The sequence below is a fragment of the Cyanobium sp. ATX-6F1 genome (assembly GCF_047395825.1).
Classification (GTDB): Bacteria; Cyanobacteriota; Cyanobacteriia; order PCC-6307; family Cyanobiaceae; genus ATX-6F1.
The window spans coordinates 1,430,827-1,446,235 of sequence record NZ_JBCEBF010000001.1 but is presented as its reverse complement, the minus strand read 5'-3'; the positions used below and the strand labels follow the sequence as shown (position 1 = coordinate 1,446,235).

General features: G+C 62.3%; 7 protein-coding genes. All 7 read left to right on the top strand.

All coding sequences use genetic code 11. From position 1 onward, the window contains the following. Nucleotides 1-24: 24 nt before the first annotated feature. The 7 genes from prfB to AAF143_RS08205 all read left to right on the top strand — a co-directional run bounded on the left by prfB (nucleotide 25) and on the right by AAF143_RS08205 (nucleotide 15,383). Nucleotides 25-1,147 (top strand): peptide chain release factor 2 gene (gene prfB / locus AAF143_RS08235; RefSeq protein WP_261358922.1). Its coding sequence is split into 2 segments (ribosomal slippage): nucleotides 25-96 and nucleotides 98-1,147, totalling 1,122 coding nucleotides; the frame shifts between segments, so codons are not numbered across the junction. A 7-nt stretch (nucleotides 1,148-1,154) separates the two neighbouring features. Beyond that, on the top strand, nucleotides 1,155-1,334 hold the full coding sequence (locus AAF143_RS08230; RefSeq protein WP_255008085.1) for a DUF3285 domain-containing protein: 180 nt from the start codon (nucleotides 1,155-1,157) through the stop codon (nucleotides 1,332-1,334). Beyond that, complete coding sequence (gene ybeY / locus AAF143_RS08225) at nucleotides 1,331-1,879, top strand: rRNA maturation RNase YbeY (protein WP_255008083.1); 549 nt, start codon at nucleotides 1,331-1,333, stop codon at nucleotides 1,877-1,879. The genes AAF143_RS08230 and ybeY overlap by 4 nt, the downstream gene beginning before the upstream one ends. Before the next feature lie 52 nt (nucleotides 1,880-1,931). Next, on the top strand, nucleotides 1,932-2,399 hold the full coding sequence (locus AAF143_RS08220) for a diacylglycerol kinase family protein (RefSeq protein ID WP_255008081.1): 468 nt from the start codon (nucleotides 1,932-1,934) through the stop codon (nucleotides 2,397-2,399). Between the two features lie 38 nt (nucleotides 2,400-2,437). Next, nucleotides 2,438-3,070 (top strand): anthranilate synthase component II, encoded by a 633-nt coding sequence (locus AAF143_RS08215; RefSeq protein WP_255008079.1) that lies wholly within the window; start codon nucleotides 2,438-2,440, stop codon nucleotides 3,068-3,070. A 264-nt stretch (nucleotides 3,071-3,334) separates the two neighbouring features. Next, nucleotides 3,335-14,713: a DUF4347 domain-containing protein gene (locus AAF143_RS08210; protein WP_414026774.1), complete on the top strand. Its 11,379-nt coding sequence runs from the start codon at nucleotides 3,335-3,337 to the stop codon at nucleotides 14,711-14,713. Then, nucleotides 14,598-15,383, top strand: a complete 786-nt coding sequence (locus AAF143_RS08205; protein WP_414026773.1) for a hypothetical protein — start codon at nucleotides 14,598-14,600, stop codon at nucleotides 15,381-15,383. The genes AAF143_RS08210 and AAF143_RS08205 overlap by 116 nt, the downstream gene beginning before the upstream one ends. The last annotated feature ends 26 nt before the right edge of the window (nucleotides 15,384-15,409 follow it).

Sequence of the window (15,409 nt, the reverse complement as noted above, 5' to 3'; positions counted from 1 at the left end):
ACACCGAACCCCCGAACGCCGGTGCTGGATCTCACCGACTTCAAACGCGATCTCTCCGAGCTCACTGACCGCCTGGGCCATGCCCAGGACTGTCTTTGACGTACCGGCCCTGAACGCTCGCCAGCGCGACCTCGAGCAGCTGGCCTCGCAACCCGGTTTCTGGGACGACCAGCAGCAGGCGCAGAAACAGATGCGTCTGCTGGATGAAGTCAAGGCCCAGCTGGAGCAGCTGCACCAGTGGCAGACCCTGATCGATGACGGCCAGGCCACCCTTGAGCTCTACGCGCTCGAAGCCGACGACGACCTGCTCGCCGAGGCCCATGGCGGCCTCTTGAGCCTTAAGGCGGCCTTGGATCGCTGGGAACTGGAGCGGCTCCTGAGCGGCCCCTATGACAAGGAGGGCGCCGTGATCTCGATCAACGCCGGCGCCGGCGGCACCGACGCCCAGGACTGGGCGCTGATGCTGATGCGGATGTACACCCGCTGGGCCGAGGACCACGGCATGACGGTGAGCGTGGATGAACTCTCCGAGGGGGAGGAGGCGGGGATCAAGAGCTGCACGATCGAGATCGATGGCCGCTACGCCTACGGCTACCTGCGCAACGAGAAGGGCACCCACCGGCTGGTGCGGATCTCGCCGTTCAACGCCAACGACAAGCGTCAGACCAGCTTCGCCGGTGTGGAGGTGATGCCCAAGCTGGAGCAGGAGGTCAAGCTCAACATCCCCGACAAGGACCTGGAGGTCACCACCTCCCGCTCCGGCGGCGCCGGCGGCCAGAACGTCAACAAGGTGGAAACAGCCGTGCGCATCCTGCACATCCCCACCGGGCTGGCGGTGCGCTGCACCCAGGAGCGCTCCCAGCTGCAGAACAAGGAGAAGGCGATGGCGCTGTTGATGGCCAAGCTGCTGGTGATCGCCCAGGAGCAGCGCGCCGGAGAGATCGCCGACATCCGCGGCGACATCGTCGAGGCGGCCTGGGGCAATCAGATCCGCAACTACGTGTTCCACCCGTATCAGATGGTCAAGGATCTGCGCACGGCTCAGGAGACCACCGATGTGCAAGGGGTGATGGACGGCGATCTCGATCCGTTCATCCAGGCCCTGCTGCGCCAGGGTGTGGAGGTTGCGGCGGATGTGGCTGCCTGAATGACCCATGCCTGATCCCACCAGCCCTACCCCGGCGACACCACCCCCCAGCTTCGTGAAGCTGGCCATGCGCAACATGGTGCGCAAGGGGCGCCAGAGCCTGCTGCACTTCGGCCTCACCGCAGTGGGGCTGGTGGGCTTCCTGCTGCTGTTGGCCTGGCTGGGGCGCCCGATTGTGCCCCAATGACCCTGCCCGATCTCGATCTCGCTTTCTCCGTCGAGGGCGTGCTGGCGCCGGAGCTGCTGAGCGCCGCCGGTTCCCTGGCCGACCCGCTGGAGGGGGCCGAGCGCTGGCATGCCCTGATCGGCGACTGGCTGGCCCAGTTGGGCGCTGAATTGGCCGAACACGTGCAAGCCCCCGCCTACAGCCTGGGGTTGCAACTGGTGGACGATGCCGCCATCGCCGAGCTCAATGCCGATTGGCGCCAGCACAGCGGCCCCACCGACGTGCTGGCCTTCGCCGCCTTGGACGAGGCGCTCGAAGACGCTCCGCCGATGCCCCTGCCCCTGGGGATGGACGACGACGAGCCGGGGCGCGAAGCGCTGGAACTGGGGGACATCGTGATTTCCCTGGAAACCGCCGAACGCCAGGCCCTCGAACACGGTCACTCACTGGATCAGGAACTGCGCTTCCTCGCCAGCCACGGGCTTCTGCACCTGCTGGGCTGGGACCACCCGGACGAGCCCAGCCTGGCGGCGATGCTGGAGCGTCAGCAACTGCTCACAGACTGAGCTGGTTATCGGCGGTATGGTTCGTGCCAGGAGGCTTGAGGCCCTGCGCCGAATGACCACCCTGATGCCACCCGAACCCGTCACGACACTCCCCGCTCAACGCCCCGACGTCCACCGCCGCGGACGCAGCCTGAGGGTCGGGGCCTGGCGGGTGGCCGGCGATCTGCCCGCCAGCTTCCGCTACGCCGCCCAGGGCCTGGCCTACGGCTTCGCCAGCCAGCGCAACTTCCGCATCCATGTGATCACCGGATTGCTGGTTTTTCTGCTGGGCCTCTGGCTGGGCCTGAGCACGGAACGGCTGGCGGTGCTGGTGCTCACCGTGGCGGCGGTGCTGGTGCTGGAGCTGCTCAACACCGCCACCGAAGCGGTGGTGGATCTGGCCATCGGCCGCCAGTTCCATCCCCTGGCCCGCATCGCCAAGGATTGCGCCGCTGCCGCCGTGCTGGTGGCGTCGCTCGCCTCGATGCTGATCGCCCTGCTGCTGCTGATTCCGCCGCTCTGGGTCCGGCTCGGCCTTTGAATGGATCCAGTTGAGGGCCGCTCGGCCCACGAGGTTTGATGCTGCTGGTGCTCGACAACTACGACAGCTTCACCTTCAACCTGGTGCAGTACCTCGGCGAGCTGGCGGCGGAGCATCCGATCGCGGCCGAGCTGCGGGTGGAGCGCAATGACGCCCTCAACGTCGAGGCGATCCGGGAGCTGCAGCCCGAGGCGATCCTGATTTCACCGGGTCCCGGCGATCCAGACCAGGCGGGGGTCTGCCTGGAGGTGCTGCGGCAATTGGGGCCGACCGTGCCGATCCTGGGGGTGTGCCTGGGCCACCAGTGCCTCGCCCAGGTTTTCGGCGGCAAGGTGGTGAGGGCCAGCGAGTTGATGCACGGCAAGACCTCGCCCGTGCGCCATGGGGGCGAGGGAGTGTTCGAGGGACTGCCCGATCCGCTCACCGCCACCCGCTACCACAGCCTGATTGCCGAACGCGCCAGCCTCCCCGACTGCCTGGAGGTGACCGGCTGGCTGGAGGACGGCACGATCATGGGCCTGCGGCACCGGCAGCACCTCCACCTGCAGGGCGTGCAGTTCCACCCTGAAAGCGTGCTCACCGAAGGCGGCCATCGGCTGCTGGGCAACTTCCTGCGCCAAGCAGCCTCCATCAACCCTCCAACCACAGCCGCGACCGGATCGCCGGCCTGAACCCAACCGGGGCATCGCTTCGGCACGCCCGACCCGGGGATCGAACGCCGAAACCCAGGGCAACTGAAGGCTTAGAAGAGAGTGAGATCTAAAGGAGGACCGGCGTTTTCGAGGATGAGGCCCCGAAGAAAGCCGTAGGGTGAGAGGCGATTGTTCAGCGATTCAGCAGTTCACCCGGTGGACAAGTGTCCATTGAGCGCTACTGACGATCCCTAGGGCCACATCTCAGGCCTTGTTACGCCACAAAACAGAGACGCAGGCCCCATGGAATTCGCCGATCAGGCCCTGAATCTTCAGTCCGATCGCCTGAACCCGGGAGACATCGTTCCACTCGAACCGTGGAGCACGGGCAGCGAAACAGGCTTGCTGCTGCCCTTGCTGGAGGCCAGCACGCAGGGGCAACTCAACGATCCAGTGTTCCTGCTGCAGGAGGCGCCACCACCCAACCCTGATCAGAGCTGGCCGGCCCTGGTCGACCATCCCATCTTGATCAGTGGCTTGGAGCAAGGCTCCTACAGCCTGAGCGTCGCCCCAGCGGCCAGCGGAGACTGGCTGACGGATTCTTCCGCGCCGCAGAGCAGCCCAGCCCTGCCTGGACGGCAACTGATCTTCGTGGATGGTGGGCTGAGCGATGCCCATGACCTGGTTGGGCAGATCCAGCAAACAGCCGATCCATCAACCACGGTCGTCACCCTGCTGGATCCCCAGCAAAATGGCCTGGCTCAAATCTCCGCCGCGCTCGCGGGTCAGAGCAATCTGGCCGCGATTCACATCCTCGGCCACGGCAGCAGTGGAGTGCTGCAACTCGGCAGCAAGCTCCTCAGTCAAAGCGACCTGGAAGCCCAGGCAGAACTCCTCAGCGGCTGGGGTTCAGCTCTGCAGGAAACAGGCGACATCCTGCTCTATGGCTGTGATGCCGGCTACGGCACGGCTGGCTTCGCGTTCGCCTCAACCCTGGCGCGGCTCACCGGAGCGGATGTGGCGGCCTCTGTGGATGCCACGGGATCAGCAGCCCTGGGCGGCAACTGGTTTCTGGAAAGCCAGGTGGGCACCATCGAAACCACGGCCCTCTCTCCCGATTATCAGGACCTGCTGGCGGTTGAACCGTGGCTCGGCATCAGCAACGCGCTCGCTTCTGTGGTGAACAGGCTCGATGGCATCGGCATCGGACTGCCGGTCGATGCCTCTTCCGCGCTGGCAGGTGATGGCCCCCTGGGCATTCTCACGGCGCTGCGGGATGCCCTGGCCAGCGCAACCGGCGATGGCGCTGTTGTCGCCTCCAGCCTGAACATGGAGCTCAATGGCCTGATCGGCACCAGCGACGTCACCTATGTGACCTGGGCAGCCAACACCCTGAGCCTGAATCTGGATCAAACGGTCACCGATTCTCTCGATCTCACCCTCGGAGAGGGCAGCCCGATCACGGTGGCGGGCTCTCTCGATGCCTCGATCGCCCTGGGGGCGAGCGCAACCTTCACCCTCAATGCTGGCGGCACAGCGCTCCAGTCCTGGAGCCTGAACCTGTCGCTGTCCGACATCGATGTCGACGTCAGCTCCCTCACCCTGGCGGGGGATCTGGGCCTGGCCAGCTTCGAGGCCAGCGCCATCAGCCTCGCGATCGACCCTGGGCTGACCCTCAGCCTCACCACAGGCTCATCGCAGGCCTCCGGCCCGATCACGGTCGACTTCAGCGATGTGAACGATCCGTTGGATCCAGGCCCTGATGTTGACGACCTGACCTTCAGTGCCTCGATCCAGATCGCCTCGGCCCTGGGAGAGTTCCCCACCCAGAGCCTGACCCTGGCCTGGCAGGACATCGAGAGCACCGACTCGATCCAGGTCTCCGGCAGCGCCGTCACCACCGCCCTCGATCTGATTCATGACCTGGCGGGTTCGCTGCAGGACGGGCTGAACGAGCTGGGTACCAAGGCCCAGGAGCTCGCGGATTCCGTCCTCGGCAATGACATCTTCTCGGACGACACTCCGCTGCCGTTGGTGGGTGGCACCCTCAAGGACCTGCTCGATCTGCGCTCGATCATCGATGGGGTGATCGGCGCGGGTTCTGCCGTGGTCGACTACCTGGCCGTCCGCGATCTCACCACCACCACGCTCAGCTTCGACACCAGCATTGGCGATGTTCTGGTCCTCACGGATGGGAAGGAAGTCCATCTGATTGAAGACACGGCCAGCGCCGAGGACATCGAGCGCATCCTTGGCTTCTTCAACAGCATTGGCCAGGGCAAAGCGCGGGTGGTTGAAGTCAGTGGCGCCGACGCGACAACCAGGGAATTCCGCATCGGAGCCCAGGGCACCCTCAGCAGCCTGCCCACCCTCAGCATCGCCTCGATCCAGGCCGCCACCCTCGTTGACGGCGAGCCATCGAACTCGAAAACGCTGACCCTCGCGGCCACGGGCGATGTGGTGGCCCTCCGATTGGGGAGCGGAGCCGAAGCCGAATACGCCGTTGTGGACGCAACGGCCACGGCGGAAGCCTTCGCCGCGGCGATCGCCGAACTCAGCTCCATCGGCGCCGGCAATGTGGCAGTCGTCGAGACCACCACCACCGGCGCAAGAAGCTTCACGATCACGCTCTCCGGTACGGCCACCACTCAACTGTCCGGTCTGGCCGTGGTCGCTCAGCCCTTGACCACAGCCTCCATCGCTGGAGCCAGTTACAGCGAACTGACCGGTCTGAGCTTCAGCGAGATCGAAGACTCCCTGCCGTCGTTCGATGCCCTCAGCTCCGTTCTGGCCGAGCGCATCGAGACCAGCCTCGCTGATTTCCTCTCTGGAACATTGGGAGTCAGCGTTGATGTGGGTCTTGATCAGGATGGGCTCACGTTCACGTTGGCCCCCACACGATTCGGTGTGGAGGATCAGCTCTCCTTTGATCTGGGTGCCGATCTCGCAGCTGCGGGCATCACCCTCGACACCAGTCTGCAAGCCGACGTGGAAGCCGACGTGGAAGCCTGGCTTGACATCGGTCTCACCTTTGGCCTGGATCTATCGCGCTTGGCGATTGATGTTGCCACGATCAGCTCAGGTTCCCCAACATTCGATGGAACCACCTACACCCTGTCGATTCAGAACCCAACAGGCACTTACGTCATCACTGATGGCAACGAGTTGACCGAGTTGTCAACCCAGCTCAGCGCCAGCCAGATTGAAGAAGCCCTAGCGGCCTGGAGTTCGATTGGCGGTGACAACATTGTAGTCACTGCGGTTGGAGAAGATTTCGAGATTCTGATCAAGCCAGGCGCCACAATCCCGGGCGGTCTGCAGATCGCGCCGCAAACCCCCAGCGCTTCTGATTTCTTCATTCAGTTTGACCAGATCAATGCCCACGCCGCCATTGATGTCCTGGGAACTGCGGATCTAGCAGCGGATCTGGCCGGGGCGACGGGAACCCTGGCGGCAACGGTGGATGCCAGCCTGGTGGTGGATGTCGCTGTGGTGATCACCAACAACGACAACGTTGCCGTGCTCAGCGCTGCCGCGGGGACAGCCGACACCTACACACTCACCCTCACAGGTGTTGCCGGACAGTACGAGATCGCCGTGGGCCAGATCTCTCTGGTGCTGGATAGCTCGCTCACCGATGATCCCGATACAGCTGCCGCTGCCGAATCACTGGAAGCGGCTCTCAATGCGGGGCTCGACCTTGGCGCCCGCAGCTTCGTGGTGGAGGCGAGCGGCGCCAACACGTTCACGATCAGCTTCAGCTCGCCACCGGCCTTCGTTGCTGCCTCCGGCACCACGGTCAGCGGAACCCTGCTCACGCTGAATCCGGCAGCGGGCGCCTGGTCCATCTCCCTCGATGGAACGACCATTGCCCTGCTGGGAACCAACGGCTCCCCGCCCAGTGCCGAACAGATCGCCACCATCCTCAACGCCGATCCAACCGTTGAGAACTGGGGCGGAGCGGTGGTGCTGGATGCCCTCGATGCCGCACCATCGCTGACCAGCGGCAATGCTGAACAGGCCACCCTCAATGGTGACAAGCTCAGTGTCCTGGTCAGCGCAGGCACCTACACACTCACCGTAGGCACAACAAATGTAAGCCTGGCCTACGACGCGACCGACGCGGCCCTCACGACGGCCCTTAATGCGCTTGCCACCAACGGCACCTATGAAGTCGAGCTGATCTCCGCAACGGTGCAACCAGCTGTCTTCCGCATCACCTTCATCGGCAACTTCATCCCGGACAGCTACGACATCCGGTTCGCACAGGCTCCTGCTCTGACCCTTGACAACACGGCCGTTCCACGACGTATCAACTACGCCGATCTCGGAGCGCTGCGCATCGACGTCGCGGCTGAGTCCGATCTGGATCTGGCCATCACTGGCACCGGCAGCATCAGCACCAGCGACAACTTCCTCAACTTCTCCGGCAGCTTTGATGTTGCGGCCAGCAATATAGACATCTTCAATCTGTCCGCCCCGCTGCTGTATGCCATCAGCTTTGAGGGCGTGCTGACCATGGACAACTACTTCCGCATCTCTGGAGAGCTGAACTTTGCCCAACAGCAAGGTCCGCTCACCTTCAGTGATGGCAGGGTGGTGGATGATGCCATCTACAGCGTTCTCAGCGGCAACAACATTGATGTCTTTGCCGGCTACCTGGACCCAACGGCAGATGGCAACGATGGTGATAGCCAAGGAATCAGGATCGAAGACATTGCCTTCACACTGGTTACCTACAAAGACGGGATAGGAGCTGATGCCACCAACGCCGACTTCCGTGCCCTCAAATCCACCGGCGGCAGTGCGGAACTGGTGGGCGTCGAGGGTGTGCAGGTCGCGCTGACAGATTTCAGCCTGGAGGTCAACACATCAACGGCGGCTGGATCGCTGGTGCTCGACTTCAATCCAGGAGGCAGCCAGAGCGGCAGCGAAGTGTTCTCGCTCGTCGATGACGCAACTCCCAGTTCCACCGAAACCATCAGCATCGACTTCGATGGCGATCAAGGAAAACTGTTCGGCGCTTCCGGCACCCTGACGCTACAGATCCTCGCCTATCTGATGGCCGAAGCCACCTTCACACTCAAGCGACGCAGCCTGACCCTCAGCGGTGGCTCAGCGCCGGAAGGTGAGTTCGACCTGGTCACCTTTGAGCTGGAGAACGTCTTCGCCTACGCAGGAACCGGCGTGATCGATGTCGCCGGTAGCGAAGGATTAGGGGCAGATGGCCGCTTCAGCCAGGACGATCTCGACGCCATCGATGAGGATCCCAGCCTCTACGACGGCACCGGATTCGCCGTGGCCGATGGTCGTCTGGGCCTGGCGATGCTGCAGGGTGCAGAAGCTGCGAGCGAACCGAGAGATTCACGCAGCTACATGGCCATCACCTCCGAGCTGGGCAGCGCTCAACTGCTCGGGTTGCCATCGGAGTTCGAGGTCCAGGCCTTCAACATCGCCGTTGAACTCAACCGTGCCTCAGGAGTAGCCGCCGACGGCAGCACACAAGCCACGGCCCTGGATTGGTCCACGGCTCTCGGTGCCAACAACCCCACCTTCTTTGCCGAGTCGAGCGACCCCAGGCAGCTCACCTACGCCGGTGCCTTCACGCGCATCGCCGGTGAATTGAATCTGAAAGCCTTCGATGTTGTTGAGGTCAATGGCGGCTTCGAACTCACCATTCAAGAGGCGGATGTCAGCTTTGATCCCTCGGCCTCAACACCAGTGATCGATCTGGATAACGCTGAATTGCTGCAACTCAGCATCAGCATCAACGATCCCGATGGCGATGGTGGCCCTGGCAAGGGCTTGCGCGTCGGCGCTGCCGATGGGGTGAATTTCTCGATCGATGAAGGCCGCTTCATCTACACAAGCCTGCAGGCTAATCCAGCCGATCGCTCAACCTTCCCAGCCAAATACTATTCGATTCAAGCTGAAGTCAACGGCGCAGAACTCAATGGACTGGGCGAAGGGATCGACATCACCGCCACCAGCCTGAATGTTCTCAGCAATGGCCTCAGCGGGGTGGCACCTTCGGGCGCGCCGGATGCCTTGGATTGGACCAGCATGGTGGACCTCTCGCCAGCGGATGACACCTTCACAGCCACGGCGATCAGCGGGGCCACAACCGCTGGCCTATCGATCGGCGGTGAACTGGCCATCAACCTCGATGGCTTCGTGCTGGCCAGGGGCGGTTTCTCGTTCGTGGAACAGACCGGGCTGGAGCTCACGGACAGCACAGCCCTCACCAGCACGGCGCTCAGTGACGTAACCCTGCAGACGATCTCCCTGAGCGAGGTGGATCTGTTCGTGGGCACCGGCGGCGCCTGGAACAAGGACAGCGACGGAGTCATTCAGGCCCTCGATCTGAGCAACGCCACGGGCTTCAGCATCGAGAACGCCAACCTGGAGATCGCCACCGTCAGCGAAACGGCTGGCCAGCGACGCCGTTGGATGGGGCTCGCCGCGAGCGTAAGCCAGCTCGATCTGGTGGGCCTGCCCAGCGATCTGCTGGAGTTGCGCTCCCTCAATGTGCTCTACAACAAAACCGATCCCGCCAGCGGCAGCCGGTTGGACTGGTCCAACCTGGTGAGCACCACCGAGGCCGACAACACCGATGGGCATCTGAACGGGTTGGCGGAGGAGATCCAGTCCCTCACCAGCACCACAGACCTCAGTGTCAGCGGTGATGTGGCGCTCAATCTCGAGGGCGCGGTGCTGGCCACGGGCACGATCGGCGTCAGCCTGAAGTCCGGCCTCAGCATCGACGACTGCAACGTCAACGTGGACAACGCCAGCCTGCTGCTGGTGGAACTGTCCGATCTGGATGTGTTCGTCGGCAGCGGTGGCGCCTTCACCCGCGAAGACGCCAGCGATCCCGATTCAGCCGTCACCGGCATCCATACGGATGAGGCCGTTGGCTTCTCAGTCAGCGGCGCCAATCTCGATCTGGCCGTGCTGCAGGAAGTGCCGCCTACCACTGGCGGTGGCACGGCCCGAAGCTGGCTGGGTCTGGCCGGAAGCCTGGAATCGATGGCGCCCGTGGGCCTGCCCGATGGCATCACCATTGAGGTGAACAACCTCAAGGTGCTGTTCAACGGTCCCGACAGTTCGACAGCCCCAGAGCGGATCGATTGGCAGGCCCTGGCCGAGCAGGACGATGATCTCTTCGGTATCGATGACACCGGGCTCGCGGAGCTCAGCAGCGGCACCTCGCTGAGTATCGCTGGTGACCTGCTGGTTTCTGTCGACAACGCCATCACCATCAGCGGCTCGGTCGCACTCGAGCAGCGTGAACTCGCCCTGGATCTGGATGGTGACTTCCAGGCAGAGAGCTATTCCGCCCTCACCCTGGGCGCCAAGAACCTGCAAGCGTTCGTCGGCACGGGGCCAGCCGACAGCGATGACGATCAGCAGGTGGACAGCAACACCGAGCTGGAAGCCAACGGCGCCCTCGGAGTTGCCATTCGCGTCGACGAGTTGGCACTGGCCTTGATTGCTCCGGTGCCCACGGCAGGAGTACCAAGCACCAGGAGCTATTTCTCGCTCAAGGCCAGCGGCAATGCAGCACTGATCGGCGTCGAAGGCATCACCCTCTCGGGTTCCGTGGCCGTGGAGGTCAACCGCGGCCGCGATGGTGCAACCACCATCGATGCCCTGAATTTCAAGGAGCTGTCCGCCGATGCCCTCTCCGAGGGTCTAGACGAGGACCTTGAAGGTCTGGTGGTGACGACAGGCCCGCTGAGCACGGATCGCGTGGTGCTGGGTTTTGACAGCACCGCCCAGGTTCTATCAGTGGCGGGTTCGGTGGACATCGTCATCTCTGAGTTCATCCAGGTTCAGGGCAACTTTGCCTTTGAACAATCGGACGCTCTCCAGGAGGTCGTGCTGGCTGATGCCAGCAGCACAACGCTGGATGTCTCCGTACTCAAGATCGGCGCCAGCGACGTGAAGGTGTTCGTCGGAACCGGTGGCCCCTACTTCCTGGCCAACGATGCGACCTCAGATTCGGCAACCGGTGTTGCCCTCACGATCGATGCGTTCGGCCTCGCCCTGATGCGCACCGAGTCGGGTGCAACGGGACCCAGCGGAAGCTTCTACGCCCTCACGGGAACTGGCGGCGGGGCACTCGTGGGCCTGGAAGACATCCTCACGATGGCCGTCACGGACATGAGCGTGGCCGTGAACGGAGGTTCACTCATTCCGGCTGGCGGAGGACCCGCCACGACCGCGGCGGTTGACTTCAGTGAGACAGATTTTGGCGCGGGCGCAGGCGGCGGCATCGAGATCCCGACCGGGATCGGTGCCTCGATGATCCTTGGCGCTAACCCCAGCTTCAACGGCGAAAGTCTGCGGGCCAGTGGCGACGTGGAGATCTCCATCGGCGGGTTTGTGGAGATCAGCGGCAGTGTGGCGCTGGAGCGCAAGGGCGGAATCACAGCCACCCTCAGCGATGGCTCCACAAAGACCCTGTCGATGCTGAGCTTCGGTGGCTCGGGTCTGGACGCCTTCATCGGCGATCCAGGTGTCGATGGTGACGCAACCGACGACAAGGGGCTGGTCGTCGACGGTGCCAGCTTCGGCCTGGCTCTGTTGACGCCGGACGATGTCGCCGATGCCAGCCGCTACTACGCCTTCGAGGCCAGTATCGATGCCGTGGTCCTCACCGGCTTCGATCCCTTCAACCTCTCGATTACCGACGTGGCCATCTCCGGCAACGGAGGCAGCGATGTGCTCAATCCCCGGCGTGTTGTTGATTTCAGCCAGGGTTACACACAGGGTTCCGGAGCTGCGCAGGACTTTGCCATCAGCACCGGAACGACCCCAGATTCCGTAGTACTCAGCGGCAGTGAGGCCGAGATCAAGGCCAGAGGCACGGTCACGCTGGGCGTGACTGTGGATACGCTCAGCGTGGAACTGAGCGGCAGTGTGGCCGTCCGCATTGGATCGGCCGATCTCATCCTGGCCGATGGCAGCGCAGTCAACGATGCCAACGCGATCGAGGTGGGCATCAGCAATGCGGCCATTGAGATCGACACAGATACAACCGACGCTGCCAACGAACTGATCAGCTATGGCAGCGCTGCCAATGTCAACATCGGTCTTGCCTACTACACCAGCACAGATCCAACCGATGCCCGAAGCTGGCTCGGCTTCAAGGTGGCTGGCGGTGAACTATCCGGCGGCAGCGGAGGCGTATCTGGCGAAATTTCGAACATCTCGGCCAGCTACAACGCAGTCTTTGGCCAAACCACCCCAGATCCGACGGAGGCCGTCAACTTCAGGACGAGCTTCGACGGAGCCCTGCTCGTTGAAACCGGTGGGCTGGATGCAGAGGGTAATCCCACCACCATTGCCCTGGCCATGGGGTCAGGGGGCATCAACCTACAGGCGGATGCCGCCCTCACGATTGACGAATATTTCTACGTCAGTGGAACCTTTGGCCTGGAAAGCAGCACCGGCACAATTGACATCTCCAAGACTGGCGTTGTTCAAGAAGTCGCTGTCAGTATCCGCAGTGTGCAGGTCACCGGGGCCCAGGCCTTTGCCGGCACTGGCGGCCCTTACCGCCAAGGCGATGGCAGCATCAACTACGAGGCCGCTGGCCTTGCCCTGGAGGATGTCAACTTCGTCCTCTATCGCTACACGGAAGTCGGCGGCAGCACACGCAGCTGGGACGTGGTCTACGCCGAAGCCTCAACGGCGGCACTTGTGGGCATCGATGGCCTCACCCTCCGCAGCGATCTGATCCGCATCAAGGTCAACACTGCGGCACTCGATGGGAGCTTCGTTCGGTTCAACGAAGATATCGATTTCGATGGCGATGGCACGAGTGAAACCATCATCAGTTACGTCAGCGTCCTGAAGGAAGTCAGCACCCATGCGGTGCTGGCCATCGATGAATACGTCTACATCGAATCCGTTCTCACCTTCAAAACTGAGAGCGGCGTGGATGTGGTCCTCACCCAGCCGAGCTCAGGTGCTGAAGACACCATGGCCCTGCGGAAGACCATGGCCGTCACGACGGTGACCGCCACAGACGCCAACATCTTCATCGGCACGGGTGGACCGTACTTCCAACCGGATGGATCCAAAGAGGAAGCAGGCGCAGCAGGCATTGTCATAGAAAATCTGGATCTCGAACTGAATTTGTTCAAGTCAGAGGTTGCCAATGACCGATCCAGCTTCTTCGCGCTCGATGCCTCAGCAAGTGATATCAAAGTGGTGGGAGTAGACCCAGCGATCTTTAAGTTTGATGTCGAAAATCTCAAGATTGAAGTCAACAGCGGCAACGACATTCGGGGTCGGGTCATCGACTTCCAGGCCACCAACGCGCTCACAGGAGATCCCGCAGACGATTTCGCCTACGACTTTGACACCAAGCTGATCAGCGTATCGGCCGAAGAACTGACGCTCTCGGTGGGTGGCTTCCTGCAGATCAACGGCTCCTTTGCCATGTCGAAGCAGGACGGACGAACCGTCACCCTCTCGGACATCTCCCAGACCCGAGAGGTGGTGAATCTCGTCACCTTTGGCTTCGACAACCTCAACGTGTTCGCCGGTGAGGGCCGCTACGACTTCAGCAAGCCTGTGGAGGAGCAGACCGACGAGCCATCGGGCCTGCTGATCAGCGGCGGCCAGCTGGCCGTTGCCCTGTTCAATCCGCTGGCTCCAGCCGCAGAAGGCTATTACGCCATCAGTGCCTCCCTGGGAACGGCCGAGCTGGTAGGCATTGATGTGGGTTCAACCGACGCATCACCGCTGAGTGCCTCGGGGTATCAGGTACAGATCAACAGTGGTGTCACCAAGCTTGGGGCAGCCAGCAAGGTGGGGATCGACTTCACCGCCTTCGAGGATCCCTTCACCGTGCAGACCGGTGGTGAGGAGGTGGAGTTCAGCTTCTCCTCCCCCACCGAACGGGTGGCAATTGACCATGCCAGATTGACCATTGGAGACTTCGTCTATGTCTCCGGGAGCTTTGCCTTGGAGCGACGCATCGGTGGCTCGGTGACACTCGGCGCGGGTCTGCAGAATGACGTTCAGCTGAACAACGTGAACACCCTGGTGATCGGAGCCAAGGATGTCGACCTGTTCGTGGGTGACGGTCCTTACTTTGTCGACGCCGACAACGATGGGGTCTACGAAAATGTCAACGATGGTTTGGACGGACGCCCTGAGGCCGTCGGCCTGGCCATCGAGAATGGGATGTTTGCCCTCGTCGTCAGCCGAGAAGTTGCGAACACCGGTGCCTCGCAAACGAAATACACAGCACTGAAGGCCTCCGCCGACTTCGTCGGCTTCGTGGGCATCGACGATTTCCAGCTGTCCGCCTCAGGAGTCAGCATTGACTACAACTCCGTCTCCGGACCTGGCGTTGATGTTGGAGGAACCAGTTCAGCGATCAACTACGCCGACGATCCGCTGGATGTCTTCGGAGACGAAAGTGTCATCTTTGACGTGGCAACGCGGGTCCTTCGTGCATCCGTCGACAATGCCACTCTGCAGATCGGCTCCTATGTCTCGCTCACGGGAGGCTCTCGCCTTCGAGAAGGGCGAGGTATTGGAGGATGTGGAGCTCTCCAGAGGTGGCAGCATCGCCACGGCATCGGTCCTGAAGATCGGAGCCAGCGATGTCAGCCTGTTTATCGGTACGGGTGGTCCCTATGCCAGCGACAGCAACGCTGATGGTTCGATCGATCTGGCAACCGAAACCAATGCCAATGCCGTTGGTTTTGCAATCACGGATGTCGATCTTGCCCTTGCCATCCTTCAGGATGCGGACGCGACGCCTGGCACTCCCACCACCAAGTACATCGGCCTGCGGGCCAGCGGCGCCCAGGCCGGCTTGGTGGGTACATCGGATTTCGGTGTCGATTTCGGCACCGGTGCCATCACCATTGAACTGAACATCGCCAGTGGCGGTGGGGCCACAGCCGCCTCCGAGGTGGTGAACTTCGCATCCCTTGGCGATGGGGATGGGTTGGTCGTCAAAACGAGCACAAGCACGGAGCAGGTCCTTGATTTCGAGGAACGCCGGATCCATGTCGGTGCCAATGATGTCCTGGTGAACCTGGGTGGCTTTGCCTATCTCAATGGCAACCTCAGCTTTGATCTTGGCTCGCGAACCTCGGTCATCGTTAATTCCGGAATCCCCAGCAGCGTGTTGTCCGCTATCGAAAGCTCCGGCCTCACATTGAGTGAGGTTGCAGCAACAATCAACGGCTTCCTTCAAGAACTGGAGGAAACCGATCCGCGCACATTGCTGAGAACGAAATTCGTGGACGCCGTTGAGCTTGCACGGACCACCCTGGAAGAAAAATTGATGAGCTTGTCGAGACAATCAAGGATGAACTGAATGAGCAGATCACCAGCGCGATCAGC

What these genes read in the sequence shown, in the direction of transcription:
- AAF143_RS08210 (WP_414026774.1), top strand. Translation starts at nt 3,335, where the DNA reads ATGGAATTCGCCGATCAGGCCCTGAATCTTCAGTCCGATCGCCTGAAC.
- AAF143_RS08220 (WP_255008081.1), top strand. Translation starts at nt 1,932, where the DNA reads ATGACCACCCTGATGCCACCCGAACCCGTCACGACACTCCCCGCTCAA.
- ybeY (WP_255008083.1), top strand. Translation starts at nt 1,331, where the DNA reads ATGACCCTGCCCGATCTCGATCTCGCTTTCTCCGTCGAGGGCGTGCTG.
- AAF143_RS08230 (WP_255008085.1), top strand. Translation starts at nt 1,155, where the DNA reads ATGCCTGATCCCACCAGCCCTACCCCGGCGACACCACCCCCCAGCTTC.
- AAF143_RS08215 (WP_255008079.1), top strand. Translation starts at nt 2,438, where the DNA reads ATGCTGCTGGTGCTCGACAACTACGACAGCTTCACCTTCAACCTGGTG.